Below are 25,897 nucleotides of genomic sequence, written 5' to 3'. Positions count from 1 at the left end.
AAGTGCTTCCCGCACGTTCCCTTGGGAGGCGCGGCGGAACTCCTAGATACGGCCCGGCTTGCGCCCGATGCCCGAGTACGCCCCCGGCACCACGCACGGCGCCTCGATCGACAGCCCTTCCATGAGCTGCTCGACCGGTGCCGGATGCGACACCACCAGGAACCCGCCCGCCGGTAACGCGTGCCGGTACCGGCGCACCACCCGACCCTGTCCCGTGGCGTCGTCGACGTATCTCAGGACGTCGATCATCAGCACGGCGTAAGGCTCACGGAGGTCGAGATGGGACATCACGCCCGGATGCCTCAGCACCTGCTCGGGGCGGCGCAGATCGGCCTCCACGGCGCACGTCCGCGGTTCGCCGCGCAACAGGCCACGCGCGAACGTCACGGTCACCGGGTCCGAGTCCACGTAGACGACGCGGGCGTCCGGCAGCGTCTGGTGGGTCGCACCGCACGTCGGGATGCCGGAACCGAGGTCGAGGAACTGACGCACGCCCGCCGCCCAGCAGTGGCGGACGGCGTGCCGGAGGAACAGCCGGTGCGCCCTGGTCACGAGCGGCAGCTCCGGGTCGATCCGGACGGCCTGTTTGGCGAACGCCCGGTCGGCGGCGTAGTTGTGCGCGCCGCCCAGATAGAAGTCATGGATCCGTGCGGCGTTCGGCCGACGTACGTCGACCTCGTAGCGTGCGAAGGCGGGGACCGCAGCCATTCGCAGAGCGTAACTGGCGCCTAGACCATTCGGGCGAAGTTTTGGGAAGATTCTTTGGGCCCGTCTGAGGCGAGCGGGCCCGGTCCACCCCACACAGACCGGGCCACGTAGCGCGTACGGGGATCGAACCCGTGTTTCCGGATTGAGAGTCCAGCGTCCTGACCACTAGACGAACACGCCAGGAACGAGCATTGATACACAAATGCTCGCAGAGATTAGAAGAAAAAGTACTAGCTGGTCACGGCTTTGAGGGCGCTCCGGCCCATTCCTCTGCGGTAATCATGGAACAATGATGACCGAAGGGCCGCACACCTCGCAAAGGAATTAATCGAGCCACGTCAGCGAGAGCCACAGCGAGGCCCGCGCGTCGGCCGAACCAAGATCACGGCCGAGCAGCCGTTCGACGTGGGCGATGCGGTGCCGGACGCTGTTGCGGTGCACGCCGAGCACCGTCGCGGCCCGGTCCCAGCTGCCGTGCTGACCCAGCCAGGCTCGCAGCGTCTCGATCAGTTCGGGGCGTCCGAGCAGTGCCGCGAGCTCGCGGCGGGCGAAGGCGCGCGCTGCCACCGGGTCCACCAAAGAGGACAGATCGGACGCCGGGAACGCGGGTGAGCCGGTGGCGAGAGCACGCGGCAGCAACGCACGAGCCTCCGCCACCGCGCTGTCGATCGCGGACGTGGAGGCGGCAGCGGGCTCGGCGACCGGGGACGACACCCCGACCGGTCCCGACACCGCGAACCCCGCCGGCACCAGCGCCAGAAGCTCGTCCCCCGCCTTCGACACCAGCGGCCCGTACCGCTGCGCGAGCACGTCGTAGTCCGCTCGCGACTCCCCCGCCACCGCCCGGTACGGCCCCGGTCCCAGCACGCCCGCCAGCCCGGACACCTCCGAGCGCAGCACCGCCGACGCCGCGAGCCGGGCGATGTGGCCGCGTTCGCTCTCCACGTCCCGGCGCAGCAGCCCGAGCAACGCCAGCGCGACCGCGACGACCGCCCGTTCGGCGGCGGACAGCGGGGCCGGACGTCTGACCACGAGGACCGCGGACTCGACCGGGTCGAGCGTCACGTGGTCTTCCCCCACCTGGGCGGAGGCCGAACGAGGTCCCGTACCGGACGCGACACGTGCCACGAGAGAGGAGACGTCTTCGGGCGCGTTCCGAGCGTCGACGAGGTCGGCCCGGCAGTTCAGGACGACCGCGAGCGTGGTCAGCACCGACTCGACGGGACGGACGCGGGTCGCCGCGCGGGTCAGGGCGCGCTGGCTGTCCGCGAGCATCCGCTGCTCCCGCACGGCGATCTCCGCGAGCAACGCCCCCAGCGCCTGCGACACCGCGAGGAACGGCGTCGACGGCGGCACCTCCAGCAGCGGCATCCCCTGCGCCGCACAGGCTTCCACCAGCGACGGCGGCACGGTCGGGAACTCCGGCTCGACACCGAACCCGATAGCCGAGACACCGGACGACACCAGCCCGGCGACGTACGCGGGCACGTCGAACGGGAACCGCACGCCGGCCGTGAGCAGCAGCTCCTCGCCGACCAGGTAGGGCGTCGGGTCCTCCAGCTCGGACACGTGCGCCCAGCGGATCGGCCGGTCCAGCCCGTCGGCTCCACACAGGACCGTCAGCCCGAGATCGACTCGCGCGACCAGATCCTTCAGCGGGACGGTTTGCACAACCATGGTCGGACGATTGTGCAGAACAACCACTTACCAGCGCCAGTGCGCGTTCCTACTGTGACCTGCAACCCAAGGAGGTCCGACAGTGGCTCTCGACTACGCGGTGATCGCCGCCTACGTGCTCGGCATGATCGGGATGGGCTGGTGGGGCATGCGCCGCGCCACCACCAAGAGCGAGTACCTGGTCGCAGGACGCAGGCTCGGTTTCGGCATGTACTCCGGCACCATGTCGGCCGTCGTGCTCGGCGGCGCGTCGACCATCGGCGGTGTCGGGCTCGGCTACAAGTTCGGCATCTCCGGCGCCTGGATGGTGTTCGCGATCGGCCTCGGAATCCTGCTGCTCTCCGCGTTGTTCGCGCGCAGGATCGTCCGGCTCAAGGTCTACACCGTCTCGCAGATGCTCGATCTTCGTTACGGCGGCAACTCGTCGATGGTGTCCGGCGCGGTGATGTGGGCGTACACGCTGATGCTCACCGTCACGTCCACGATCGCCTACTCGACCATCTTCAACGTCCTCTTCGGACTGCCGAAGACCGTCGGCGTGATCATCGGCGGCAGCATCGTGGTGCTGTACAGCGTTCTCGGCGGCATGTGGTCGATCACGCTGACCGACATCGTGCAGTTCATCGTGAAGACCATCGGCATCCTGTTCCTGCTGCTGCCGATCTCGCTGTTCGCGGCGGGCGGCATCGACGGCATCCAGGCGCGGCTCGACGACCCCGCGATGTTCGACGTCGGCAACATCGGCATCAGCACGATCGTCACGTTCCTGCTGATCTACGTGTTCGGCCTGCTGATCGGCCAGGACATCTGGCAGCGCGTGTTCACCGCGAAGTCGCCGAAGGTCGCGACGTGGGGCGGGATCACGTCCGGGCTCTACTGCCTCGTCTACGCGGTCGCCGGCGCGTTGATCGGCACCGCGGGCAAGGCGCTGTACCCCGACATCGCCAACAAGGACGAGGCGTTCGCGACGATGGTGGAAGGCCTGCTGCCGACGGGTGTGCGCGGGCTCGTGCTCGCGGCCGCGCTGGCGGCGATGATGTCGACGTCCTCCGGCGCGCTCATCGCGTGTGCGACCGTCGCGGCCAACGACATCTGGAAGCGCAAGACCGACGTGCACTCCAACCGGATGTTCACGCTGGTGCTCGGCGTGATCGCGATCGGCGTGGCGGTCGCCCTGAACGACGTGGTGGCCGCGCTGACCGTCGCCTACAACATCCTCGTGGGCGGTCTGCTCGTCGCGATCATCGGCGGGCTGGTGTGGAAGCGCGGCACGCGGATCGGCGCGATGGCGTCCATGGCGGTCGGCGCGCTGACGGCGATCGCGTTCATGGTGATCGACGGCGTGCTGGCCGACTCCCCGATCTACTACAGCCTCGGCGCGTCGTTCGTGACCTACGTGGCGGTGAGCCTGGCGACGCCACCGACCCCGGCCGAGGTGCTGGCGGCGTGGGACCGCCGGGTGGCGGGAAAGGCTGACGAAGAAGAGGAACTGGTGAACGCATGATCGGCCCCGTCGACTCCTCCCAGGTCCCGCGCTACGCGGGACCGGCGACCTTCGCCCGGCTGCCGCGCCTCGACCAGGTGGCGCACGCGGACGTCGCGGTGGTGGGAGTCCCGTTCGACACCGGCGTCTCGTACCGGCCGGGAGCGAGGTTCGCGCCCACGGCCGTGCGGGAGGCCTCCCGGCTGCTGCGGCCCTACAACCCCGGTCTGGACGTGTCGCCGTTCGAACGCGTCCAGGTCGCGGACGGCGGGGACATCCCGGTGAACCCGTTCCACATCGGCGAGGCCATCGAAACGATCGAGGGTGCCGCTTCCGAACTGCAGCGCGAGGGCACGCGGCTGGTGACGATCGGCGGTGACCACACGATCGCGCTGCCGTTGCTGCGGGCGGTGTCGCGGATCCACGGCCCGGTGGCGCTGCTGCACTTCGACGCGCACCTCGACACGTGGGACACCTACTTCGGCGAGCCGTTCACGCACGGGACACCGTTCCGGCGCGCGGTGGAGGAAGGCATCCTCGACACCGAGGCGATCTCGCACGTCGGCACGCGGGGCCCGTTGTACGGCAAGAAGGATCTGGAGGACGACCGGCGGCTCGGGTTCGGGATCGTCACCTCGTCCGACGTGATGCGGCGTGGCGTCGACGAGACCGTGGACGCGTTGCGGCAGCGGATCGGGTCGCGGCCGTTGTACGTGTCGATCGACATCGACGTGCTGGATCCGGCGCACGCCCCCGGTACCGGGACGCCCGAGGCCGGTGGGATGACGTCGCGGGAGCTGCTGGAGATCGTGCGCGGGCTGCGGGGGCTGAACCTCGTGGGCGCGGACGTGGTCGAAGTGGCGCCCGCCTACGACCACGCGGACATCACGTCGGTGGCGGCTTCGCACCTCGCCTACGACTTGGTGAGTTTGCTGGCGCTGAAGGAGGGTTTGTGAGGACCGGCGGTGACGTCGTCGTCGAGACGCTCGAAGCACTCGGCGCCCACACCGTGTTCGGCATCCCCGGCCAGCACGCCCTCGGGCTCTTCGACGCGCTTCGCCGCTCCGACCTGCGGTACGTCGGCTCACGGACCGAGGTCAACGCCGCCTTCGCCGCCGACGGACACGCGCGGATCACCGGTTCGGTGACGCCGTTGCTGGTGTCGACCGGGCCCGGCGCGTTGCAGACCCTGGCCGGGCTGCAGGAGTCCGCGGCCGCGTCGGCGCCGGTGCTGGGGATCTCGTCGCAGATCCCTTCCGCCGGGCTGGGCGGGGTGCGGGGCGGGTACCTGCACGAACTCACCGATCAGCTGGCGTCGTTCCGGGACGTGGTGAAGCACGCGCGGGTCGTGCGGCACGTGTCGCAGATCCCGTCAGCGCTGGCCGAGGCGTGGGAGATCGCGCTGACCGCGCCGTTCGGGCCGGTGTGGGTGGAGATTCCGCAGGACGTGCTGCTCGGGCCGGCCACGGTGCCGCCGGTGACGTCGGTTTCCTGGTCCGCGCGGGAGTTGTACCCGCGGCCGGAGCTCGTCGCGGAGGCCGTCCGGTTGCTGGACGGGGCTTCCCGGCCGGTGATTCTCGCCGGTGGCGGTGCGGTCAGGGCGTCGGACGAGTTGCTGGAGCTGGCCGAGAAGCTGCGGGCACCGGTCGTGACGACGTTCGGCGGCAAGGGCAGCTTCCCTTGGGAGCACCCGCTTTCCGCGCGGTCGTGGCTGGAGGACTGGCACACCACCGAGTTCCTCGCCTCCGCCGACGTGCTGCTCGTCGTGGGCTCCGGGCTGGGCGAGCTGTCCACCAACTACCGCACGTTCCGCCCGGCGGGGAAGGTCGTCCAGATCGAGGCCGACCTGGGCAAGCTGGAGTCGAACTACCCGGCGCTCGGCATCCACGCCGATGCCCGGCACGCGTTGCGCGCCTTGACTTCCGGCGTGACCGCGCGCGCTGCGGACGGCGCCTCGGAGTCGCTGGTCAGCCGGTTGCTGGAGCTGGTGCGGGCGCGGCTGGCGGCGCAGGACCTGGAGCTGGAGCAGCAGGTGCTGTCGGCGCTGCGGTCGGCGGTCCCGGACGGCACACCCACCTGCTGGGACATGACGATCCTCGCCTACTGGGCCTGGTCGGCGTGGGATCCGCGCGGTGGCGCGCAGTTCTCCGCCCAGGGTGCCGGTGGTCTGGGTTACGGCTTCCCGGCCGCGCTGGGCGTCGCGGCGGCCGTCGACGGGCCCGTGCTGGCGGTGTCCGGTGACGGCGGCGCGATGTACGGGATCTCGGAGCTGGCCGTTGCCGCCCAGCACGGTTCGCGGGTGGTGTGGCTGATCGTCGACGACGGCGGCTACGGCATCCTGCGCGAGTACATGACCGACGTGTTCGGCCAGGCCACCGCCACCGAGCTGGCCAGGCCCGACTTCGTGGCGCTCGCCGGCGCGTTCGGGGTGCCCGCCACCCGCAGCACGCCCGAGTCGCTGCGCGAAGATCTCGCCAAGGCCTTCGCCGGGGACGGTCCGCACGTGGTGGTGCTGCCCGCGGTGTTGCGCATGTTCGCCCCCACGCACCTGGAGCACACGTGATCGTCGCGAACTTCATCAACGGCACGGCTGTTTCCGCCGACGAGACCTCGCCGCTGGTCGATCCCGCCGCCGGCGAGGAGTTCGGCCGCGCCGTCGTCTCCCGTGCCGCCGAGGTCGACGCCGCCGTCCAGGCCGCGGCCGATGCCTTTCCCACCTGGTCGCGCACCACGCCCGGCGAACGCCAGCTGGCGTTGCTGAAGCTCGCCGACCTCCTCGAAGCCAACGCCGAAGCGGTGGCCGACGCGGAGATCCGGGAGACCGGCAAGATCCGCGCGGTCGTGCTGGGCGAGGAGATCCCGCAGTGCGTGGACCAGATCCGGTTCTTCGCCGGTGCCGCCCGTGCGCTGGGCACCGCCGCCGCGGGTGAGTACGTCTCCGGCGCCACCTCGTACCAGCGTCGCGAGCCGGTGGGTGTGATCGCGCAGATCACGCCGTGGAACTACCCGCTGATGATGGCCGTGTGGAAGATCGCCCCGGCACTGGCGGCGGGCAACACCGTCGTGGTCAAACCCGCCGACACCACGCCGTCGTCCACCGTGCTGCTCGCGTCTCTCGCCGCTCGGGTGCTGCCCGCCGGTGTGTTCAACGTGGTGCTGGGCGACCGCGACACCGGCCGGTTGCTGGTCGAGCATCCCGCCCCGGCGATGGTCTCGCTGACGGGCTCCACCCGCGCCGGCGTCGAGGTGGCCCGCAGCGCCGCCGCGACCGTGAAGCGCACGCACCTCGAACTCGGTGGCAACGCGCCGGTTCTGGTGTTCGACGACGTGGACGTCGCTTCCGCCGCCGAGGGCATCGTGGGCGCCGCCTTCTACAACGCGGGCCAGGACTGCACGGCCGCCACGCGCGTGCTGGTGCATTCGGCGGTGCACGACGAGTTTGTCGCGGCGCTGGTGAAGGCCGCGTCGGCGCAGGTTCCCGGCACCGACTTCGGCCCGCTGAACAGCGCGGCGCAGCTGGACCGCGTGCTCGCGATGCTCGGCAGGTCGTCCGCCACGGTCCACTGTGGAGGGAAGCGGCACGGTACGACCGGATTCTTCCTGGAGCCCACCGTGATCTCCGGGCTCGCTCAGGAGGACGAGCTGGTGCAGGAGGAACCGTTCGCACCGGTGATCACGGTGCAGTCGTTCGGCTCCGACGACGAGGCGGTCGAGCTGGCCAACGGTGTGCCGCAAGGCCTCGCTTCGTCGATCTGGACCCGCGACACGAGCCGGGTCGCGGCGCTGACGACGCGGCTCGACTTCGGCATCGTGTGGGTCAACACGCACGGCCTCGTGGCGTCCGAGATGCCGCACGGCGGGTTCGGCGCCTCGGGCTACGGCAAGGACCTCTCGATGCACGGGCTGGAGGACTACACGCGCGTCAAGCACGTGATGATCGCCCACTGACCGCACAACCAGCGCTTTCTCGACGGCGTCGGCTGGAACGTGCTCGGTGACGTCCGACTGGTCACGATCTCGGCCCGCCGGCGGCTACCTGAGCACCGACACCGGGTTGTTCGCGGGTGCTCTCACGGGCGTAAGAGCGGCTCGCCACCGAGTAGCCACGGCAACGAAAACACCTGAGGCCGACCGCGTTCGCAGTCGGCCTCAGGTGTTTTCGAACTCGGTTGACTACACAGGCAGCTCGGTCCACACCTGGTCGATGTAGGCCGGCTCGCAGACCTGCTCGGTCACCGGCGCGCCGTTGTTCGGTGTGCCGTGCCACACGGCGAGGCAGAGTCCGGTTTGGACGTTGCGCAGCTGCGTTCCGCCCGTGACCTTGTTGACCTGCCACTTCTGCAGCGTGTCGGTGTCCGCGCAGTCCTTGGCCCAGACCTCAGTGCCAAAGGTGTCGTTCGACGTGCGAGCGGACACGCACCGGTCCGAGACACCGTTGCGCAGCTGGAAGCCACCGCTGACCGGCTTCATCGTCCACGCCTGGTCGTAGTACCGCGGCTCGCAGTCGAACTGCGTCACCGGCGAGCCGTCGGCGATGTTGCCGGACCAGTGCAGCATGCAGCGCTTGTTGAAGTTGTTCTGCAACATCACCGTCCGCGAGACGTGCGTCTTCACCCAGTCGCCGATGTTGTCGTAACGGCTACCGGTCGCACCCGTGCGCGTCTCGGAGACGCCAAAGCATCCGCCCTGCCACGAAGTGCTCCCGACGCCGACGATCTCGTTGCGCGCGTTGAGCAGCGGTGCACCCGCGTCCCCGCGGCACAAGCCCTTCGACGCGCCGGTGATGGCGAAGCTGGTGGTGGCTGAGGAGTCGACGGCGAACGCGGCCTGGTACAGCTGCTCGGTCGTCCAGCCGGTGCTGGTGTGCCCGAAGCCGGGGACCTGCACCGTCTCGCCCGCAGCGGCCGTGCCGACCTTGACCGGAGCGATCTCCATGATCGGGTACTGGAGCTTGAGCAGCGCGAGGTCCCGGTCCTCACGCGGCACGACCGCCTTCACGTCACGGGTGACGCCGGAGGTCTGCGCCACGTTCGTGCGGCCAACGGTCGCGACGATCTTGCTCGAAGTGCCCGCGACACAGCTCTTGGCCGTGACGACCCAGAACGGATCGACGAGCGCGCCCGTGCAAGTGCGCTCACGGTTACCCACGTCGATCTTCGCGATGAACGTGTGCGTGCCCTCGGACACCGGGGCTCCGCCGACGACCGCGGAAGCCGGGATCACGAACGTCGCCGCGGCGACGAAGGTCAGCGCGATCGCGCTGATGCGCTTACCGGGTCGCATCGAAGTCCTCCATCAACCTCGGCTGCAGATCCTCAGCCAGTGCGGAAGCCCCGCCGCCGAAGGTGACGAACGAACTGAAACGTAGTGCTCCGGCAGCACCGAGCGCCCCCAGAACGAGCATGCGAGAACGAGCTCTCACTCGTGACCTCCCCATCAGGCGCCCGCGCGGCGAATCACACCGCTTCACGCGAAACGCAACCCCAGACACGCCGAGCCCCCAGGCCAGACGTCAACGCAGATCATGCGGTACCAGCCCCCCAAAACCAAGTCATCATGACGTGCACCACAAGGTGTAACGAAGTCCTGCCCAGTCGAGGGCGGCCCCGAGTGGGCCGCTGAGACCATGCCGTCCCACCGGCCCACCTGGGGGCGATGCTTGTCGCGCAACGGAACTACGGCCCCGGACTCGGGTGGTAGATCCTCCTGTACCCCGGCCTCTTGGGCGCCAGCACGTCGAACGTGCTCCAGTCCTCCACGTCGTCCTCGGCGTAGTGGAACCGCTTGCAGAGCACGTACCCGTCTGGGAAGTCCGGTGTGGACAGCGAGTAACCGCCCTCGATCAGGCTGACCGTGACGTCGTTCAGAACCGGACGGACGAACATCTCGACGACTTCCTCGAAGAGCATGTCCGCCTGGGTGAACTCCGTGCCGCTCTTCTCCGAGCGGAAGGCAATCGTGGTCGACTCAGCCGAGTACGCTCGCAGGAAGAAGTGCCGCGGCAGCCTCAGCGGAAAAGGGTTCGTCCGCACTTCGTCATCCTCCCTGACACACGGGTCAAGCCGGTTTGGCGTACGGGTTCGGTTGCTTCACGCCCCCGTAGTAGAAGTCGACGTGGCCGAGGATCTCGGCCTCGTGCATGGCGTCCAGCTCCCGCCAGGTCCAGAAGGGGTTGGGCGGGGGTGGTTTGACCAGGGTCTCCCGGTACACCGCGCGCCTTCGCCGGTGATCGGGCGGCCCACCGCGGCCGTGTCGACGTTGCCGTTGAACGGGTTCATCGACTTGACGACGTCACCCCGGCGGACATCCGCGATGCGTTTGGCACTGCCGTCGCCCATCAGCACTCTGGTGTCGCCGGTGAAGCTGTTCGGGAGACAGCCCGTCGGCAGCTCGTCCGGCGACTTGCCGATCACCTTGCGCAGCAAGCCGGCGATCCGCGAGACGACGCTTCGCGAGGAACTTGTAGGCGCCGTCGGGCACCACCGTGCCGCCGGACAGCGCCATCGACGGCGACGCGGTGAGCCCGCCTGCCAGTGCGACCGCGGCGAGCGCGCCGACCGTGACCTTTCTGCTCACGCTCACGGCTTGACCTCGAGCTTGAGCAGGGTCTCCGGAACACCGTTCGGACGACCGATACCCACCTGCTGCGAACCATTGGGATTCAACACAACCGTGCGCGACTCACCCGACTGCGCCTTCACCTCCGCCGTACCCTTGTGACCCGGCGTGCTACCGAAACCATCACCACGAATCTCGAACACATCCGGAATCAACAGCACCAGCGAACCCGTGTCGCCGAGAACCTTGAAACACACCAGACCATCGTTCTTACCCACCGAGAAATCGGTCGACCGAACCTCGATCACACCAATACCGTTCACAGGCTGCTGAGCACACGGCGCATACACGATGTGCCCGTCACCGGACACCAGCTTCACATTGTCCTCAGCCAAAATCCGCGCCGCACCCGGATACGCGAAATCCTCCACCAACGACTGCTGCTCATCAGCAGCAGACGACTCGCCGGCACTCGCCACCCACACACCACTCACCGCGACCACACCGACCGCCAACACGGCCGTGACCGCACGCGACCACGATCTCATCCCAATACCCCCAGATCCCTTTTGCCGTAACGGTTCCGTCAGCGTCCACTCAGGACGACCTGTCCCAGCGACCAGCTTTGTCGATCAGATCCGCCGTCATCCACTGCCACCCCTCGTTCTTGTCCTCAGTGGACGGGAACTCGGCGTCGACAGCCTCCTTCAGCTCCTCGCGAATGACCCGCACGATCTCGGCGGCCTGCTCCGTCGTGAAGAACGACAGCGCGAAGTACGCGTAGCCACCCTTCACCAGGTCCTTCATCGTGACTGCGACCTCTTCGTCACGAACGTGGTCCGCAATGAAGTCGAGGACCCAGAGGAAAATCCCTCGGGGGACGTCCCAGTCCTCCTCGAAGCCGGAGTCCTCGTGGTCAATCAGGAAAATCGCCGACATGACCTCACCTCGTCTGGATGATGAACACGCGAAGTGTGTCGTACTTGTTCAGCTCGGCCTCCACCAGCTTCACCTGATCGGGGGTCAAGCCGCGGATGTCGAACGGGACCATGTCCGCCTTGTCCAGGTGCGTCTTGATCTGCGCCTGGATTTTCCCCAGCTGCCACTGCTTGTCGAAGAACTGCGTGGGAATCGGGCCGACGGCGTCGTAGGTGAGCCCGTTCGCGTCGATCCAGTCCGGGTTCTTCTGCCCCTTCACCTCGGGGAACCGCATGAGCTGCAGGCGGAACTTCTGCTCGAGCAGCACGGCGACCTTGTACTCGTCCTCGATGAACTTGCTCTTCGCGAAGTCGTACCCGAGGTTCGCCAGGCGCTGCGTCTCCGCGATCTTGGCCGATTCCTCCGCCGCGTGGGACACCGCGTTGCGCCAGGCCCAGCTCTCGACGATGGAGGCGGTCTCCTGGTCCCGGGCCTGAGCGGTCGGCCACTCGTAGTCGAAGAACTGCTGGTAGGCCTCGGAGGTGCCCCGGTCGAGCGCTTCCTGGGCCTTCTGCTTGACCTTCTGGCCGCCGGCGGCCATGAGCTGGTTGACCCGGATGCGCTGGTCCGCTGTGTCCGGCGTCTGCCAGCCGTTGTCGAGGAACGCGCGGTAGGCCTCCACGGTGCCCACGTCCAGCGCCGCCTGCCCCGCGGCGCGGAGGTTGGCTCCGCCGACGGCCATCATCTGGTTGATGCGGATGCGGAGGTCCTGCGTGTTCGGCGCGACGTAGCCGGTCTGCAGGAACTCCTTGACGCTGCTCGGGTTCCCGGCGTCGAGCGCCCGCTGAGCAGCCTGCTTGACGGAGACGCCCGAGCTCTCGAGCATCTCGACGACGCGGCTGCGTTCGTCGGACTCGGCGGCGCGGTTCCACCCGTTGTCCAGGAACGCCTTGACGTCGGCGTCCGTGCCGACGAGCGCGGCGGCAACGGCCTCCCGAGTGGCCGGGCCACCCATGCGCCACACGGTCAGAACGCGCATGCGTTCGTCACCGCGATCAACTGTGTCGGCACCGGCCGGTGGAACTACGACGAGCGTGCTCGCGACCGTGGACAACGCCACCGCGAGCACGGCGAAGCGCGTGCGTATGCGCAAAACGACCCCCCCAGAGGTACGTACGTGCCAAAACACCACTGCTGCCTGCGGGCACACGCCTCCCCCGGTGCCGCGAGCAGGCTACCTCCGCGTTCCGGATTCCGCCCGCCCGCGAAAGGATTGAAGACGCAGTTGCACGCGTGGTGCTCGTCTCGTAACGAGAACAACCAGTCGGACGATGTGCGGCAGTCTCACCCGCCGAACGGGCTGTCGACGTCCAGCCAGGTCGAGCTCCTGGCGCCCTGGAGCAGGTTCGCGAGTCGGCAGTACGAGTTCGGTCCGGTTTCGACCCTGCTCTTCGAGGAGGTGCCCGACCCTAACGCCTGCGTCCGGCCAGGTGAACGTCACGGTCGCCGCGGCCGGGGTGCACCTCGTCGACACCACGATCCGCAAGGCGACTTCGGCATCATGTGGGTCAACACCCACGGCCTCGTCACGTCCGAGATGTCGCATGGCGGGTTCGGCGCCTCGGGCTACGGCAAGGACCTCTCAATGCACGGGCTGGAGGACTACACGCGCGTCAAGCACGTGATGATCGCCCACTAGTGCCGCGGCAGGCCGGTTCGGGTGGCGCACGAGCGACCTGGCCTCAGCGGCAGAGGGCGCCCTTCCGCCACTTCTTCTGGGAGTAGAGGTCGGGGCGGGTGGGCGCCATCAGCGTGTACGCGGTCGGGCACGCCTTGTCCGCGTACTCGACGGCGAAGATGAAGCTCGACCCGTCCCGCACCTCCTGGCGCTGCCAGTCCATGTTGATCAGGTTGTAGACCCCGGACGACGGCGGCCCGCCGTGCAGCGGGATCTTCCTGCCGTCGCGCACCACGTACTGGATCTCCCCCAGCCGCTGGTGGATCTTCGGCCCGAGCTCGCGCACGACCTCGTCGAACGCCTGCTCGGTGCCGCCCGCCGCGAACCACCGGTCGAATAGCACCGCCCCCACGCTGCCGATGTCGTTGCGGCGGTCCCACTTCCGCAGGATCTCGCACTCACCGCGCGTGCACGGCATGGTGTCGAGGTACTTCTCGGCGGCGGTGTTCCTGTTCTCCAGCACCAGCTTCCGCATGATGGCCGCGGTCGCGGAACTGCGGGTCGGCGGCGAGCTCGCCGCCCATCCCGGCGAGCTCGCAAAGATGAGCCTTGGCCTGTTCGAACCCGATGCCGTCCCCCAGGCCGAGGTAGTGGGACGCGACGACGTGGGGCACCTGCTCGGGGGCCGCCGACGCCACGGGCGCCGACGTGACCACGAGCAGGCCCGCGATGACGGTTTTCCACACGACTGCGTTTTTAGCGCAGTCGTATCATAACACGCCACCCGCGGGTGTTGACCTCCAGTTAAGTCGAGCTCATAGCGTCACCGCCATGTTCGCGATCAGGCAGTACGAGTTCGGCCCGGCGGAGAACCTGCTCTTCGAGGAGGTGCCCGACCCGGAGCCCGCCGCGGGCCAGGTCCGCGTCACGGTGGCCGCGGCCGGCGTCCACCTCGTCGACACGACCATCCGCAAGGGCGGGTTCGGCCCGGTCGAGTTCCCCATGACACCGGGCCGTGAAGTGGCCGGCGTCGTCACGGCCCTCGGCGACGGCGTCTCCCCCGAGTGGCTGGGCCGCCGCGTCACCGCACACCTCGGCCAGGCCAACGGCGGCTACGCGGAACTCGCCGTCGCGAAGGTCGAGTCGCTGCACGCCCTTCCGGACGAGGTGTCGTTCGAGGCCGCGGTGGCGATGATCGGCACCGGCCGCACGGTGGTCGCGGTGCTCGACGCGGCGAAGCTCACCAAGGACGACGTGGTGCTGGTGACCTCGGCGGCAGGCGGCATGGGAGCGCTGTTCGTGCAGGAGGCGCGCAACATCGGAGCGCAGGTCGTGGGTCTGGCCAGCGGCGAGAAGCTCGACCACGTGATGGACAACGGCGCGGACGCCGCCATCGACTACACCCGGCCGGACTGGGCGGACGGGATCAAGGACATGACCGTGGTGCTCGACGGCGTCGGCGGCGAGGTGGGCGCGACGGCACTGAAGACGCTGGGGCCCGGCGGCCGGCAGATCATCTACGGCTGGGCGTCCGGGAGCATGACGCCGATCAGCACGGAAGCGTTGTTCGCCAACAGCCTCACGGCCACGGTCGCGCTCGGGCCCGGCCTGATGCGGCGCGGGTTGCGCGCGCTGGAGGACGAGTCGATGGCCGGGCTCGCGAGCGGGCGGTTCGTGCCGCTGGTCAACCCGGCGTTCGCGTTGAAGGACGCCGCGAAGGCGCACGAGGCGCTGGAGTCACGCGCCACGGTCGGGAAGGTCGTGCTCAAGCCCTGACGCCGCCCGGTCCTTCTCGTCCCGCGCTTCGAAGCGGGCCAGCGCTCCGCCATCTCGATGAGCTCGTCAGCGCGTGCCACCAGGTAGTCACGGGCTTGCGGGTCCGGCTCGGCCGATGTCGTCCACGAAGATCAGCCCGCTCGAGCACGCCCTGAGCTCTGCCGCGGCCGCCTCGTTCGTGACGTGGCCGGCGATGACCTCGAGCGTCCAGCACACGGTGCCGCTGGAGTGGTTCCAGCAGTCGTCGCCGATCAGAGGAGATGACACCCGGACAAAGGTAGAGGGGCCGCCACGAAGACGGCCCCTCCCTTTTCACCCCTCGGTCATGCCTGTACGGGTACCTCGACGAACTTCTTGCCCGCGAAGTTCTCCACCACCACGGACTTGACGTCGTTCGGTGCCACGAGGGCGGAGCCGTCCAGGTTCGTGCCCTCGGCGGCGCCCTTCTTGGACACCACCCAGGAACCGGCTTCCTGGCGGCTGCCGTCCTTCGCCACGACGAAGATCCGGCACTTCTCGCCCTCGGGAATACCGTTGATCGACATGTTCGTGCGCACCCAGCCCGCGGCGGGGACGACCTTGACGGTCATCGACGCCTTGGTCACCGGGTCGGTGAAGGTGGCGAGCCTGGTACCGGTCGGATCCGGAGCCACCGACGGCGTGGGAAGGGCCGTGGTCGCATCGGGCGACGTGGCCTTGCCGACGAAGACACCGGCGCCGAGCACCAGAGCGGCGACGACTGCCGCCGCGGCACCGAGAGCGAACTGACGACGCCGTGCGACGCCGCCTCGTTCCGCGCGCACCTGACGAAGGGTGCGCTGCAACAACAGATCGCCGCCTTCCGGCGGTCCGTCGAGCATGGCCTCCGGCGGCACCTCGCCGAGGTAGGCCTCCATCGAACGGAGTTCATCGAGCTCACGCGTGCAGTCCGGGCAGGATGCCAGGTGCTCGTCCATGGCGCGCACCTCCTGCTCGTCCAGTGCTCCGAGAACATAGGCACCGAGCAGCTGCGGGTCGTGCTGCGTGGTCATCCGGCCACCCCCTTCAGTGCGACCTGTTGACCGACGAACGTCTCCCTCAGGGCTCGCAACGCGTAATACGATCTTGATTTCACAGTGCCCGGTGGTACTCCGAGCGCTTCCGCCGCCTCCGTCACGCTGCGGCCGCGGAAGTAGATCTCCATCAGCACATCGCGGTGGTCGGAGGACAACCGGTCGAGCGCCTCCAGCACCACCACCGAGTCGACCACCTGATCGGCGTGGTCACGTTCGATCGGTGGCGTTGCCGGAGACTCCGCCACCTCCTGCGGGCGCGCCGCCTTGGCCCGCACCCTGTCGGTGACGATGTTGCGCGCCACGGTCAGCAACCAGCCGCGCACCGATCCCTTGCCGTTCACGAGGGCGTCGGGATGGCGCCAGGCTCGGACGAGGGTCTCCTGGACCACGTCCTCGGCCGCCGCCCGATCGCCGGTCAACCGCGTCGCGTACGCCAGCAGCGCCCGACCGTGCTCCTCGTAGAGCGACCGGATCAGTGCCTCGTCGGCCGCGGTCTCCCGTTTGCGGGAGAACAAAGCCGCCATCCACCCACTCCTCCCCGCCCGCGAACACCTCTTGCGGGCGTTCTGTTCAAGACCTCAGCCGACACACGAGCGAAAGCGGGCTTCGGTTCAAACAGGTTTCGACGAAAGATGGAGCGGATGCTAGCGGCTGCGGTTGAGGTGCCCGACGAGTTCACTCATCTGCGCCTCCGGCATCACGTTGATGGCCATGGCGTGGTCGGTCGCCGGGTCGCGCAGCTCCTCGGGGAAGCTGTCGATCGCGAACGGGCGGCCCGCGGGAACGTCGTACCCGACGGTGACGCGCAGGTGCGGGATCGGGAACGTCTTGGGCGGGCAGACTCCGCTTTCCAGCGGGAACACCACGTGCGAGCGGTGGGAGGCGCTGTCGGTGTTGTTGCCGTCCCAGCAGCTGCCGAAGTCGAAGGTGCGCAGCGTCGTCGCGCTCCCGCACAACGGGTACCGCGTCGTGTACCGGCCGGGCTGGTCCGAGCACCCCCACCTGGCGCGGGTGTTCGGGCCGTAGTCGCTGGTGAACGCCGACGGATCACCGGTGATCATGCGCAGGAACCGGGGCATCGGCAGCACGTCGCTCACCGGGCTGCCCTCGTACCGGATCTCCACGCTCCTGGGCTTCAGCACCTCGCCGGTGTTGCCGTGCACCCCGCCGCCCTCGGCGTGCACGTCGTGGCCCGTGCCGTCGGTCAGGCGCAACACCGGCCAGTAGTAGGTGGAGAGGTCTCCCTTCTCGCACGTGCTGGTCGCGGCCGCGAGAGAGTCGTTCGTCGACATCGCGTTGGCCGACCTGTTGCCCACGTACTCGTGCGTGTGGTGTGCACCGAACGGGATTCCAGGTGACACAACGGGGTTGTCCGCGTTGAGGTGCCGTTCCTCGTTCGTGCCGCAGCGGATGACCACGCTGGGGGCCTTCGGCTCGTCCATCACCTGGTCGAGCTCGCTCACGTACTGGTCAGCGGCGCGTTCGCCGCTGGACGTGCCGCACAGCAGGACCGCCGAGAGCCCGATGACGAGAACCGAGACCACCGCGACTGCGACGGTCATCGATTTGTTCGGGGCCACACCCACAGCTTGCCAAGCGGATCACTGAGATGACAGGGCACTGTCTCACTTCGGCGGTCAGCGAATTTCCGGTCGGTAGCGTCGCCGGTGGCACGGTGAGCGTGTGGCCCGGACCTCGGCCGGGCCACATCACTGGTTCGCGGTCACCAGCGGCTCGTGGTGGTGGTTCACCACGCTGACCCCGGCGACGTCGCCCGCCCGCACCATCGCGGACCCGGCCAGCGTCACCTCGCCGGCGTGCGCCCGCCAGGAGCCCGCGGTGAAGGTGCGCCCGTCCTTCGTGTGCACGACCAGCCAGCAGGCTTCCCCGTCCTGCACGCCGTCGACGGTGGCGACCAGTCTCAGGCCGCCCTCGGTTTCGGTGACCTTCACGGCCAGGTGCGCGCCTGCCGGCGAGGTCCCCTGCAGGACACCGTCCGTGCCACCGACGCCGAGCCCCTGGCCCAGCCAGACGCCGCCGGCCAGCACGCCGGCGACCACGAAGGTCGAGGTCAGGGCCGTGATGCGCCCTCGGCGTCGCACGGCCAGGTGTCTCTCCTCGCGGACCGTGCCGAGCGTGCGCTGCAGCAGGTGGTCCGCGTTGCGCGGAGGGCCGTCCAGTGCGGCCTCCGGTGGCAGTTCTTCCATCAGCATGTGTCGATCTCGTCCAACTCGTTGGTGTCCAGGACGTTCGGTGCCATGCGCTGGCGGACGCGGCAATGGACACGTTTTACGCGGAACGACTCACTCATTTCTCCTTCTCCAGTCCCGCGCAGTTGCGGTGACCGACACCTTCAAAACGAGCGTTCGAGGAACTTGGTTCAACGCAGATACACGGACGTTGCCCAGCCCACAGGAGTCGCTTGACCTGGGCCTCTGGCAGCTCCTAGGGTCTCGTATATGATGTATGACCGAGCGGAAGCGCCTCCGGCGTCGCGCACGGACTTCGTTCTGGAATCGATCAAAGAAGCGATTCTCAACGGAAAGCTGAAGCCCGGTCAGGCGCTCGTGGAAACAGATCTCGCGGCCACGCTCAACGTCTCCAAGACGCCGGTGCGCGAGGCGCTCAAGACGCTCGCGGGATCAGGACTCGTCGTGATGAGTCCGTACAAAGGCGCCGCGGTCCGCACCGTCGACGCCGAGATGGCCGCTTCCGTCTACGACGTGCGGATGCTGCTGGAACCCGAGGCGCTGCGCCGCGCGATCCTGCTGGGCGCCTCGTTCGACGAGGCGGCTTCGGCGCTGGAGGACGTCCCCGACCTGGCCCGGCGCTCGCTCGCCAACCGCCGCTTCCACCGCGCCCTGTACGCCCGGTGCGGCAACCCTTTGATGATCGAGATCCTGGACGGCCTGCGCGACCAGGCGGCGCTGATCACCGTCGCCGGCTGGGGCATCTGCCCGACCTGGGACGACGAGGCCGCCGAGCACCGCGCGATCCTGGCCGCCGCCGTGCGGGGCGAGGGTGACCTCGCCTGCGAACTCCTCCGCCGCCACATCCAGACCTTCGCCGACCGAGTAGTTGAGGAGCTTCCCGATGGCGTTCGATGACCTCTCCGAGCGGCTCGCGTCCGTCGTGGCGATCACCGTCACGCCGTTCGACGCCGACGGCGCGATCGACGAGAAGAACTACGCCGCGATCGTGGACCGGATGGTGGAGGGCGGCGTCTCGGTCGTCACACCGAACGGCAACACCAGCGAGTTCTACACGTTGTCCGCTGCGGAGACCGAGCGCGCGCTTTCCATCACCGTGGACGCGGTCGGGGACCGTGCCGCGATCGTCGCCGGTGTCGGGCACGACGTGGGGACCGCCGTCGCGGCTGCCCGGTTCGCTGATCGGGCGGGCGCGAACGGGATCATGATCCACCAGCCGGTGCACCCGTACGTCTCGCTGGACGGCTGGGTCGACTACCACCGGGAGATCGCGTCTTCTGTGCCCGAGCTGAGCGTGGTCCTGTACGTGCGGAACCCGCGGATCGGGGGTGCTCAGATCGCCGCACTGGCCGACGCGTGCCCGAACGTCGTCGGCGTGAAGTACGCGGTGCCGGACCCGGTTCGCTTCGCCTCGGTGGCCCGCGACGCCGGGCTGGACCGGCTGACGTGGATCGCCGGGCTGGCCGAACTGTCGGCGCCCGGCTACTTCGCGGTGGGGGCGACCGGGTTCACGTCCGGGCTCGCGAACGTGGCGCCGCAGCTGTCGGTGCAGATGTTCCGTTGCCTGCGGGCAGGCGAGTTCGGTGCCGCGATGGAGCTCTGGGAGTTCATCAGGAAGTTCGAGGAGCTGCGGGCGCTCAACGAGTCCGCGAACAACGTGTCCGTGGTGAAGGAAGCGCTGGCACAGCTGGGGTTGTGCCGCCGGGACGTGCGACCGCCTGCTTCCGTGCTGGCGGAGGCCGACCGGTCTGCCGTCGGTGTGCTGCTCAACTCGTGGAGCCTGCGGTGAGGCTGCGCAGCGCGGAGTGGTTCGAGGGCGAGGGGTTGCGGGCGTTCTCGCACAACGCCCGCATGCGCCAGCTGGGCATGAACCCGTCCGAGCACCTCGGCAAGCCGGTCATCGCCATCCTGAACACGTGGAGCGGCATCAACCCGTGCCACATGCACTTGCGCGAGCGGGCCGAACAGGTCGAGCGCGGCGTGTGGGAGGCGGGCGGATATCCGCTGGAATTCCCGGTTTCCACGCTGTCGGAGACGTACCAGAAGCCGACGCCCATGATGTACCGCAACATGCTGTCGATGGAGACGGAGGAGATTCTCCGCTCCTACCCGGTCGACGGCGCGGTGCTGATGGGCGGCTGCGACAAGACCACACCGGCGTTGCTGATGGGTGCGGCTTCCGCCGGCCTGCCCGCGGTCTTCGTGCCGGCCGGGCCGATGCTGCGCGGCAACTGGCGTGGCGAGAAGCTCGCGTCCGGCACCGACATGTGGCGGTTCTGGGACGAGAAGCGCGCGGGGACGATCTCCTCCGGCGACTGGGCGGAGATCCAGTCCGGGCTGGCCCGCTCCCCCGGCACGTGCATGACGATGGGCACGGCCTCGACGATGACCGCCGCCGCGGAGGCGCTCGGGCTCACCCTGCCCGGCGCGTCGTCGATTCCGGCGGTCGACTCGGCGCACTACCGGATGGCGGCGGCGTCGGGCATGCGGATCGTCGAGATGGTGCGCGAGGGACTGACGATCAGCGACGTGCTGTCCGCGGAGGCGTACGAGGACGCCATCCGCACCGTGCTGGCGCTGGGCGGCTCGACGAACTCGTACATCCACCTGATCGCGATGGCCGGGCGGTCGCAGATCTCTTTGTCGCTGGACGACTTCGACAGGTTGTCACGTGAAGTGCCCGTGCTGGCATCGGTTCAGCCCGCCGGGTCTCATCTGATGGAGGACTTCTACTACGCGGGCGGACTGCGCGGGTTGTTGTCGCGGTTGCGGGATTCGTTGCACCTCAAGCGGATCACGGTGACAGGGCGGACGTTCGGCGAGGACCTCGAAGGCGCCGAGGTCCACGACTCCGCGGTGATCCGGCCGCTGGACGACCCGATCTCGGCCGAGGGCGGACTGGCGGTGCTGCGCGGCAACCTGGCGCCGGACGGTGCGGTGATCAAGTACGTGGCGGCTGATCCCTCGTTGTGGAAGCACACCGGACCCGCCGTGGTTTTCCACGGGTACAAGGACTTGCAGGCACGGATCAACGATCCTTCGCTCGACGTGACGAGGGACTCGGTGATCGTGCTCGCGGGTGGAGGACCCAAGGGCGGGCCCGGCATGCCGGAATACGGGATGCTGCCGATCCCGGACAAGCTGCTACGCGAGGGAGTCCGGGACATGGTGCGCGTGTCGGACGCGCGGATGAGCGGAACTTCTTACGGCGCTTGCGTTCTGCACGTCGCACCGGAGGCGCACGTTGGCGGTCCGTTGGCGTTGGTGCAGGACGGCGACCTCGTGACGCTGGACGTCGAGGCGCGCGTGTTGCGCGTGGAGATCTCCGACGAGGAGATGGCACGGCGGAAGGCCGCGTGGACGGCGCCGCCGCCGAAGTTCGAACGCGGGTACGGCGCTTTGTACTACGAGCACATCACTCAGGCGAACGAGGGTTGTGACTTCGAGTTCCTGTCACGGCCGGGAGTGAACCCCGAACCCAACGCCCACTAGTGCCTCCTGCTGCCAGTCGGCCGTCCCGAGCAGCTGACTGCGCAGGTAGGCCGTGGTGAGCCGCTGCACGGCCGCGACCCGCTCCGGGCTTTCGTCCGTGGTCTCGGCGACGTCGTACCCGGAGACGCCGCCGAGGCCGTGATCTCCGCCTTCGAGGATCAGCAGGTCCTTCGGGGCGGGCGCGAGGTGGAACGGGTCCGTGTGCCACTCCGGCCCGTTGACCGTGAGGTGCTCCGAGGCGTCCTTGTCACCGGCGACCACGAGGGCCGGGGTGGTCATGTCGCTGAAGTCCGAGGTCACGATGAAGGAGTAGTTCTCCCGCACGAACTCGGTGAGCCCGTCGCCGCGCCCGGTGGAGCCGAGCAGCACGCCCGCCCTGATCCTGTCGTCCTTGAGGCTGACCCCCTCGGTTTTCATGCCCAGCAACAGACTCGCGGTGTGGCCGCCCATCGAGTGGCCCGCGACCGCGACCTTCGTGCGGTCGAGCCGGCCCTGCAGCTGGGGCACGGCCTTCTCGATCTCGTCGAGCCGGTCGAGGAGGTGCGACATGTCCTCGGCGCGTTCCTTCCAGAACATCGGCGCGCCAGGCGTGCCGGCGGGGAGGTTCAAGGTCCTGCTGCTCAGGTGCGTGGGCTGGAGGACGACGAAGCCCTCTTCCGCCCAGTGGTTCGCGAGCGGCGCGTAGCCGTTCAGCGAGGAGAGGTGGTTCGAGTAGCCCTGGCCGTGGGACAGCAGGATGATCGGCAACCCGCTGCCCTCGGTCGGCGCGGAGACCTTCAACTGCAGGTCAACGGGCCTTCCGGGGATTCCGAGCACGACAGGGCTCACCGTGAAGACGGTCATGACGTTCCTTATCTTTTGGTTGGGTCTGTTCTGGTCATTCGTAAGATCAGGAGGGCCCAGGGGTTTCGGGTGTGGCTGTCATGGCGTAGCCGTTGGTGTGGCTTGAAGGGATTGGCCACCCGAAGCCCTGCGACGACTCGACCGCTGATTGGGATACGCGAATCGATCGCTGCATAAGGACATGTCGGCGAGGTCGTCTGCCGGAACTCACGCAGGAACGACGACGGAGGTGACCGTGCCCGAGCTCTGGGCCGGTGTGGACGCGGGCAAGACCCATCACCACTGCGTGGTGATCGACGCCGATGGCACGAAGCTGTTGTCGCGACGGGTGGCCAACAACGAGGCCGACCTGGTGAAGCTGATCGATGACGTGCGGGAACTCGCGCCGGACGTGCTGTGGGCGGTCGATCTGAACGCCGGAGGGGCCGCTCTGCTGATCGCCCTGCTGGTCAACCACAACCAGCGGCTGCTCTACATTCCCGGCCGGACGGTCCACCACGCCGCCGGCACCTATCGCGGGAATGGCAAGAGCGACGCCAAAGACGCGTTCGTCATTGCCGACCAGGCCCGGATGCGCCGCGACCTGCACCCGATGACCACCGGTGACGAGATCGCGATCGAGCTGCGGATCCTCACGGCCCGCCGCTACGACCTGACCGCCGACCGGACCAGGTCGATCAACCGGCTGCGCGCCCAGCTGCTGGAGTACTTTCCCGCCCTGGAACGGGCCTTCGACTACAGCACTTCCAAGGCCGCGCTGGTCCTGCTGACCGGCTACCAGACCCCCGCCGCACTGCGCGAGTGCGGCCAGGACCTGCTGACGGCCTGGCTGCGGGACCGGAAAGTCCGCAACAGCGCGGCGGTCGCCGCCGCCGCTATCACCGCCGCCGCGGCGCAGCGCACCGTTGTTCCCGGAGAGAAGACGGCCGCGGCGATGGTGGTCCGGCTGGCCAAGGGGGTGATGGCTCTTGATGAGGAGATCGCGGAAACCGACGCCCTCATCGAGGGCCGATTTCGCCGGCACCACCACGCCACCGCGGTCTTGAGCATGCCCGGTGTCGGCCCTCTCCTGGGTGCCGAGTTCGTCGCTTTGACCGGCGGGGGCATGGCCGCCTTCGGCAGCGCCGACCGGCTCGCCGGTGTCGCCGGCCTGGCGCCGGTCCCCAAGGACTCCGGAAAGGTCCAGGGCAACCTGCGCAGGCCACGCCGCTACAACCGGCGTCTGCTGCGCACGCTCTACCTGTCCGCCCAGATCGCCATCCGCTGCTGCCCGACCTCGAAGACCTTCTACGACCGCAAACGGCGCGAGGGCAAGGCGCACAAGCAAGCAGTACTCGCACTGGCTCGTCGACGCCTGAACGTGTTGTGGGCTCTCATCCGAGACAACCGCACCTTCCAGCCCTGCACACCCCAACCCGCAGCCACAGCGGCCTGACGAGCTCACGGCCCGACACCTTCACCGCTTGACAACTTCATTGGGAATCCCTTCGAGTAAGCTCACCACTTAAGTGGAGCGACGTTCCGGAACGATACGGAGCACTGTTCCGCTTTGTCAACGTCCGGGAAGGGAGGCGCTGTGCCACCACGCAAGCGAGCCGACGCCGTGCGCAACGAGCAGACGCTGCTCGCGGCCGCGGCCGAGGTGTTCGTGAGGTCCGGCGTCGACGCGCCGATCCGGGAGATCGCGGCCGAGGCGGGCGTCGGGATGGGGACGATCTACCGCCACTTCCCCACCCGCGCAGACCTCGTCGTCGCGGTGTACCGGCATCAGGTCGAGGCGTGCGCCGAGGCCGGACCGTCGCTGCTGTCCACTTCGGACTCGCCGTTCGCGGCGCTGCGGGCGTGGGTCGACCTGTTCGTGGACTTCCTGGTGACCAAGCACGGGCTGGCTCACGCGCTGCAGTCGGACAGCAGCGGGTTCGAGTCGTTGCACGCGTACTTCATCGACCGGCTGGGGCCGGTGTGCGGTGAACTGCTCTCGGCGGCGGCTTCGGCGAGCGAGATCCGGGCCGATGTGCAGCCGTACGAGCTGATGCGCGGGATCGGCAACCTGTGCATCGGACGGGACGACGATCCGCGCTACGACCCGCGCCGGTTGATCGGACTGCTCCTCGACGGACTCAGAAGATCTTGACGAGGCGGTCGATGCCGTCGGGATCCCGCACCACGAGTTCCTTGCCCTCACGCATCTCCGCTTCGAGGAACTCACGATGTCGACCTTCTTCATGCCGGTCCGCGCCTGGAGCTTGCCCGGCGCGGCAGCCGAGTCGGCGATCAACGCGACGTTGACGCGCTCCTGGCCGGTGCAGGTTGGTGCCGGGTAGTGAGGAGAACATCTGCGATGACAGGTGTTACAACTCCGGACCCGGCGAGCCGGAGCCGAACGAGGAGCCTGGCGACACGGCGCAGCTGCGCATCGAGTTCGACGACAAGGCCGCGGACGTGAGAGGACCGTCGAGCCGGTTGCACGAGTTGACCGACTCGATGTCGCTGACCGTTGCCACCGTCGGTGGCGCGGCCGGTCCCACGCTGGCGTTGGGAGCACTTCCCGAGGGAGAACCGGCGTGGGTCACGGGAGCCGTGGTCGGCGCGCAGCTGGTGTTTCTGGCGTACGTGGTCACCACGATCTTCGTACGCCGCAGCCGGCGGACGCGGTCCGCCTGATCCTGAGGGGCGCTCCGCACGGGGTGCCCCTCAAGGCTTTTCGGCGTCTTCTTCCTCGGGCTTCCGATCGGTCTTCTTCCGCTTCTTCTTGCGCAGCCAGACGAAGACCGTCCCCACCGCACCAACGATCACCGGCACGCTGAGACCCGTGATCGCACCGTAGTCCTTGACGAACTTGCCGAAGCTGTAAGGGAAGTTGACGTCGACCTCGACCTCATGGGCGTAGGTCCGGTAGTGGATGGGGACGCCGCCGGCGTCCTTGGCGACGTACAGCACGAAGTCGAGGCGCAGCTTCCCGCTCTTCTGCGGGCGGACGTCCCAGGCCCACTCGGCGTAGTCGCGGTCGGGCAGCTCACGCTGACCGTCGTCGCCTCCGACGCGGGTGATCTGGAAGTCCGGGCCGCTGAGGTCCGCGGTGAGCGCGCTGCCGACCTTCGCCGGGGCGACGGACACGCTGCCCGTGCCGGGCAGTCCAGAGGTCAGGTCGGGCGGGGCCTCCTCGCCGACGACGCGGACGGTGACGCGCTGGACCTCGTTGACCCGCATGGGAGACGGGGCGCGGTAGACGACCTGGCCGTCACGGAGGCGGAACGTGGTCGTGGTGGTCGTGGCGGCGTCGGTGGTGGTCGTGGTGGTGGTGCGGGTCGGGATTCCGGACGGCTTCACCGTCGGCGTCGGGAACGGCGTCACCGGCACGGTCGTCGGCTTCACCGTCGGATGCGGATCCGCTGTCGGCTCGAAGTTGAGGTAGACCAGGGTGCCGGCAGCCGTCAGCGCCGCCGCCACGAGACCGGTGACGACGACCAGCGTGTTTCGCCGGGCCATCGGAGTCACC

The 25,897-nt window shown here is 68.5% G+C and carries 29 protein-coding genes, 1 tRNA gene and 1 pseudogene; 12 read left to right on the top strand and 19 right to left on the bottom strand.

The window, feature by feature from the left end; all coding sequences use genetic code 11:
* Positions 1-42: 42 nt before the first annotated feature.
* The 3 genes from C8D87_RS19590 to C8D87_RS48625 all read right to left on the bottom strand — a co-directional run bounded on the left by C8D87_RS19590 (position 43) and on the right by C8D87_RS48625 (position 2,385).
* Entirely contained in the window at positions 43-708 is a 666-nt protein-coding gene (locus C8D87_RS19590) for an SAM-dependent methyltransferase (protein WP_109637246.1), read from the bottom strand.
* A gap of 108 nt (positions 709-816) precedes the next feature.
* Positions 817-888 (bottom strand) — tRNA-Glu (locus C8D87_RS19585).
* Positions 889-1,032: 144 nt separating this feature from the next.
* Positions 1,033-2,385 (bottom strand): PucR family transcriptional regulator, encoded by a 1,353-nt coding sequence (locus C8D87_RS48625; RefSeq protein WP_112227845.1) that lies wholly within the window; start codon positions 2,383-2,385, stop codon positions 1,033-1,035.
* A gap of 82 nt (positions 2,386-2,467) precedes the next feature.
* On the opposite strand from C8D87_RS48625, the gene C8D87_RS19575 reads away from it, so the two are divergent.
* Genes C8D87_RS19575 through C8D87_RS19560 form a run of 4 tightly spaced genes read left to right on the top strand, consistent with a single transcriptional unit; the run spans position 2,468 to position 7,816 of the window.
* Positions 2,468-3,889, top strand: a complete 1,422-nt coding sequence (locus C8D87_RS19575; RefSeq protein WP_112227844.1) for a sodium:solute symporter family protein — start codon at positions 2,468-2,470, stop codon at positions 3,887-3,889.
* Positions 3,886-4,824 carry an agmatinase gene (speB, locus tag C8D87_RS19570; RefSeq protein ID WP_112227843.1) on the top strand — a complete coding sequence of 313 codons (939 nt, stop codon included), beginning with the start codon at positions 3,886-3,888 and terminating at the stop codon, positions 4,822-4,824. The genes C8D87_RS19575 and speB overlap by 4 nt, the downstream gene beginning before the upstream one ends.
* Positions 4,821-6,431 carry a thiamine pyrophosphate-binding protein gene (locus C8D87_RS19565; protein ID WP_112227842.1) on the top strand — a complete coding sequence of 537 codons (1,611 nt, stop codon included), beginning with the start codon at positions 4,821-4,823 and terminating at the stop codon, positions 6,429-6,431. Before speB ends, C8D87_RS19565 begins: the two co-directional genes overlap by 4 nt.
* Positions 6,428-7,816 (top strand): aminobutyraldehyde dehydrogenase, encoded by a 1,389-nt coding sequence (locus tag C8D87_RS19560; RefSeq protein WP_112227841.1) that lies wholly within the window; start codon positions 6,428-6,430, stop codon positions 7,814-7,816. The genes C8D87_RS19565 and C8D87_RS19560 overlap by 4 nt, the downstream gene beginning before the upstream one ends.
* Positions 7,817-8,041: 225 nt before the next feature.
* On the opposite strand, the gene C8D87_RS19555 is transcribed toward C8D87_RS19560, so the two are convergent.
* The 7 genes from C8D87_RS19555 to C8D87_RS19535 form a co-directional block, all read right to left on the bottom strand.
* Positions 8,042-9,151 (bottom strand): trypsin-like serine protease, encoded by a 1,110-nt coding sequence (locus C8D87_RS19555; RefSeq protein ID WP_112227840.1) that lies wholly within the window; start codon positions 9,149-9,151, stop codon positions 8,042-8,044.
* 392 nt (positions 9,152-9,543) lie between these two features.
* Positions 9,544-9,900, bottom strand: coding sequence for a hypothetical protein (locus C8D87_RS19550; RefSeq protein ID WP_112227839.1), 357 nt, complete (start codon positions 9,898-9,900; stop codon positions 9,544-9,546).
* Positions 9,901-9,925: 25 nt separating this feature from the next.
* The gene (locus C8D87_RS46005; protein ID WP_170166498.1) at positions 9,926-10,078 is read right to left on the bottom strand and encodes a hypothetical protein; all 153 of its coding nucleotides are present in this window, start codon (positions 10,076-10,078) and stop codon (positions 9,926-9,928) included.
* Positions 10,079-10,159: 81 nt separating this feature from the next.
* The gene (locus C8D87_RS45190; RefSeq protein WP_146771781.1) at positions 10,160-10,450 is read right to left on the bottom strand and encodes a hypothetical protein; all 291 of its coding nucleotides are present in this window, start codon (positions 10,448-10,450) and stop codon (positions 10,160-10,162) included.
* Entirely contained in the window at positions 10,447-10,944 is a 498-nt protein-coding gene (locus tag C8D87_RS19545; protein WP_146771780.1) for a hypothetical protein, read from the bottom strand. Before C8D87_RS19545 ends, C8D87_RS45190 begins: the two co-directional genes overlap by 4 nt.
* A gap of 79 nt (positions 10,945-11,023) precedes the next feature.
* The gene (locus C8D87_RS19540; protein ID WP_112227837.1) at positions 11,024-11,365 is read right to left on the bottom strand and encodes a hypothetical protein; all 342 of its coding nucleotides are present in this window, start codon (positions 11,363-11,365) and stop codon (positions 11,024-11,026) included.
* Between the two features lie 4 nt (positions 11,366-11,369).
* Positions 11,370-12,497: a hypothetical protein gene (locus C8D87_RS19535; protein ID WP_112227836.1), complete on the bottom strand. Its 1,128-nt coding sequence runs from the start codon at positions 12,495-12,497 to the stop codon at positions 11,370-11,372.
* 396 nt (positions 12,498-12,893) lie between these two features.
* Here C8D87_RS19535 and C8D87_RS19530 point away from each other — a divergent pair.
* A pseudogene (locus tag C8D87_RS19530) lies at positions 12,894-13,043 on the top strand (aldehyde dehydrogenase family protein); the annotation flags it as partial.
* A gap of 43 nt (positions 13,044-13,086) precedes the next feature.
* Here the strand turns inward: C8D87_RS19530 and C8D87_RS19525 are convergent.
* Both C8D87_RS19525 and C8D87_RS45185 read right to left on the bottom strand, forming a co-directional pair.
* The gene (locus C8D87_RS19525) at positions 13,087-13,557 is read right to left on the bottom strand and encodes a penicillin acylase family protein (protein ID WP_112227835.1); all 471 of its coding nucleotides are present in this window, start codon (positions 13,555-13,557) and stop codon (positions 13,087-13,089) included.
* Positions 13,481-13,768, bottom strand: coding sequence for a hypothetical protein (locus C8D87_RS45185; RefSeq protein ID WP_146771779.1), 288 nt, complete (start codon positions 13,766-13,768; stop codon positions 13,481-13,483). The genes C8D87_RS19525 and C8D87_RS45185 overlap by 77 nt, the downstream gene beginning before the upstream one ends.
* A gap of 85 nt (positions 13,769-13,853) precedes the next feature.
* On the opposite strand from C8D87_RS45185, the gene C8D87_RS19515 reads away from it, so the two are divergent.
* A complete protein-coding gene (locus tag C8D87_RS19515; RefSeq protein WP_112227833.1) occupies positions 13,854-14,798 on the top strand; it encodes a zinc-binding dehydrogenase in 945 nt (314 codons plus the stop codon).
* A gap of 87 nt (positions 14,799-14,885) precedes the next feature.
* On the opposite strand, the gene C8D87_RS19510 is transcribed toward C8D87_RS19515, so the two are convergent.
* The 5 genes from C8D87_RS19510 to C8D87_RS19490 all read right to left on the bottom strand — a co-directional run bounded on the left by C8D87_RS19510 (position 14,886) and on the right by C8D87_RS19490 (position 18,066).
* Positions 14,886-15,065 (bottom strand): hypothetical protein, encoded by a 180-nt coding sequence (locus tag C8D87_RS19510; protein ID WP_112227832.1) that lies wholly within the window; start codon positions 15,063-15,065, stop codon positions 14,886-14,888.
* 56 nt (positions 15,066-15,121) lie between these two features.
* On the bottom strand, positions 15,122-15,829 hold the full coding sequence (locus tag C8D87_RS19505) for an anti-sigma factor family protein (RefSeq protein WP_109637238.1): 708 nt from the start codon (positions 15,827-15,829) through the stop codon (positions 15,122-15,124).
* A complete protein-coding gene (locus tag C8D87_RS19500) occupies positions 15,826-16,377 on the bottom strand; it encodes a sigma-70 family RNA polymerase sigma factor (RefSeq protein WP_109637237.1) in 552 nt (183 codons plus the stop codon). The genes C8D87_RS19505 and C8D87_RS19500 overlap by 4 nt, the downstream gene beginning before the upstream one ends.
* Positions 16,378-16,497: 120 nt before the next feature.
* Positions 16,498-17,433, bottom strand: a complete 936-nt coding sequence (locus C8D87_RS19495) for a DUF1996 domain-containing protein (protein ID WP_233442205.1) — start codon at positions 17,431-17,433, stop codon at positions 16,498-16,500.
* A 129-nt stretch (positions 17,434-17,562) separates the two neighbouring features.
* Positions 17,563-18,066 carry a hypothetical protein gene (locus C8D87_RS19490; protein WP_112227831.1) on the bottom strand — a complete coding sequence of 168 codons (504 nt, stop codon included), beginning with the start codon at positions 18,064-18,066 and terminating at the stop codon, positions 17,563-17,565.
* Between the two features lie 246 nt (positions 18,067-18,312).
* Here C8D87_RS19490 and C8D87_RS19485 point away from each other — a divergent pair, with 246 nt between their 5' ends.
* The 3 genes from C8D87_RS19485 to araD are packed head-to-tail and all read left to right on the top strand — an operon-like array spanning position 18,313 to position 21,555.
* Positions 18,313-18,960, top strand: a complete 648-nt coding sequence (locus C8D87_RS19485; RefSeq protein ID WP_233442204.1) for a GntR family transcriptional regulator — start codon at positions 18,313-18,315, stop codon at positions 18,958-18,960.
* Positions 18,947-19,852 (top strand): dihydrodipicolinate synthase family protein, encoded by a 906-nt coding sequence (locus tag C8D87_RS19480; RefSeq protein ID WP_112227830.1) that lies wholly within the window; start codon positions 18,947-18,949, stop codon positions 19,850-19,852. The genes C8D87_RS19485 and C8D87_RS19480 overlap by 14 nt, the downstream gene beginning before the upstream one ends.
* A complete protein-coding gene (gene araD / locus C8D87_RS19475; protein ID WP_215732396.1) occupies positions 19,849-21,555 on the top strand; it encodes an L-arabinonate dehydratase in 1,707 nt (568 codons plus the stop codon). Before C8D87_RS19480 ends, araD begins: the two co-directional genes overlap by 4 nt.
* Here araD and C8D87_RS19470 read toward each other — a convergent pair.
* Positions 21,517-22,398: an alpha/beta hydrolase family protein gene (locus C8D87_RS19470; protein ID WP_112227828.1), complete on the bottom strand. Its 882-nt coding sequence runs from the start codon at positions 22,396-22,398 to the stop codon at positions 21,517-21,519. The genes araD and C8D87_RS19470 overlap by 39 nt on opposite strands.
* A 229-nt stretch (positions 22,399-22,627) precedes the next feature.
* Here C8D87_RS19470 and C8D87_RS19465 point away from each other — a divergent pair, with 229 nt between their 5' ends.
* The 3 genes from C8D87_RS19465 to C8D87_RS19455 all read left to right on the top strand — a co-directional run bounded on the left by C8D87_RS19465 (position 22,628) and on the right by C8D87_RS19455 (position 25,062).
* Positions 22,628-23,833: an IS110 family RNA-guided transposase gene (locus C8D87_RS19465; RefSeq protein WP_233442203.1), complete on the top strand. Its 1,206-nt coding sequence runs from the start codon at positions 22,628-22,630 to the stop codon at positions 23,831-23,833.
* A 141-nt stretch (positions 23,834-23,974) separates the two neighbouring features.
* Positions 23,975-24,532, top strand: a complete 558-nt coding sequence (locus C8D87_RS19460; protein ID WP_233439582.1) for a TetR/AcrR family transcriptional regulator — start codon at positions 23,975-23,977, stop codon at positions 24,530-24,532.
* A gap of 179 nt (positions 24,533-24,711) precedes the next feature.
* The gene (locus C8D87_RS19455; RefSeq protein WP_112227827.1) at positions 24,712-25,062 is read left to right on the top strand and encodes a hypothetical protein; all 351 of its coding nucleotides are present in this window, start codon (positions 24,712-24,714) and stop codon (positions 25,060-25,062) included.
* A 30-nt stretch (positions 25,063-25,092) separates the two neighbouring features.
* On the opposite strand, the gene C8D87_RS19450 is transcribed toward C8D87_RS19455, so the two are convergent.
* Positions 25,093-25,887 (bottom strand): hypothetical protein, encoded by a 795-nt coding sequence (locus C8D87_RS19450; RefSeq protein ID WP_112227826.1) that lies wholly within the window; start codon positions 25,885-25,887, stop codon positions 25,093-25,095.
* Positions 25,888-25,897 lie beyond the last annotated feature (10 nt).

Source organism: Lentzea atacamensis (genome assembly GCF_003269295.1).
In the GTDB taxonomy this organism is placed as follows: domain Bacteria; phylum Actinomycetota; class Actinomycetes; order Mycobacteriales; family Pseudonocardiaceae; genus Lentzea; species Lentzea atacamensis.
Note: the sequence above shows the minus strand (reverse complement) of the source record. Positions and strands in the feature narration are given on the sequence as shown.

Excerpts from the sequence above, each read along its gene's own strand:
- C8D87_RS19470 (WP_112227828.1), bottom strand. The coding sequence starts at position 22,398 with ATGACCGTCTTCACGGTGAGCCCTGTCGTGCTCGGAATCCCCGGAAGG.
- C8D87_RS19450 (WP_112227826.1), bottom strand. The coding sequence starts at position 25,887 with ATGGCCCGGCGAAACACGCTGGTCGTCGTCACCGGTCTCGTGGCGGCG.
- C8D87_RS19500 (WP_109637237.1), bottom strand. The coding sequence starts at position 16,377 with ATGGCGGCTTTGTTCTCCCGCAAACGGGAGACCGCGGCCGACGAGGCA.
- C8D87_RS19490 (WP_112227831.1), bottom strand. The coding sequence starts at position 18,066 with ATGCTGATGGAAGAACTGCCACCGGAGGCCGCACTGGACGGCCCTCCG.
- C8D87_RS19485 (WP_233442204.1), top strand. The coding sequence starts at position 18,313 with ATGATGTATGACCGAGCGGAAGCGCCTCCGGCGTCGCGCACGGACTTC.
- speB (WP_112227843.1), top strand. The coding sequence starts at position 3,886 with ATGATCGGCCCCGTCGACTCCTCCCAGGTCCCGCGCTACGCGGGACCG.
- C8D87_RS19515 (WP_112227833.1), top strand. The coding sequence starts at position 13,854 with ATGTTCGCGATCAGGCAGTACGAGTTCGGCCCGGCGGAGAACCTGCTC.
- C8D87_RS19480 (WP_112227830.1), top strand. The coding sequence starts at position 18,947 with ATGGCGTTCGATGACCTCTCCGAGCGGCTCGCGTCCGTCGTGGCGATC.
- C8D87_RS48625 (WP_112227845.1), bottom strand. The coding sequence starts at position 2,385 with ATGGTTGTGCAAACCGTCCCGCTGAAGGATCTGGTCGCGCGAGTCGAT.
- C8D87_RS19505 (WP_109637238.1), bottom strand. The coding sequence starts at position 15,829 with ATGACCACGCAGCACGACCCGCAGCTGCTCGGTGCCTATGTTCTCGGA.
- C8D87_RS19590 (WP_109637246.1), bottom strand. The coding sequence starts at position 708 with ATGGCTGCGGTCCCCGCCTTCGCACGCTACGAGGTCGACGTACGTCGG.
- C8D87_RS19555 (WP_112227840.1), bottom strand. The coding sequence starts at position 9,151 with ATGCGACCCGGTAAGCGCATCAGCGCGATCGCGCTGACCTTCGTCGCC.
- C8D87_RS19525 (WP_112227835.1), bottom strand. The coding sequence starts at position 13,557 with ATGCGGAAGCTGGTGCTGGAGAACAGGAACACCGCCGCCGAGAAGTAC.
- C8D87_RS19540 (WP_112227837.1), bottom strand. The coding sequence starts at position 11,365 with ATGTCGGCGATTTTCCTGATTGACCACGAGGACTCCGGCTTCGAGGAG.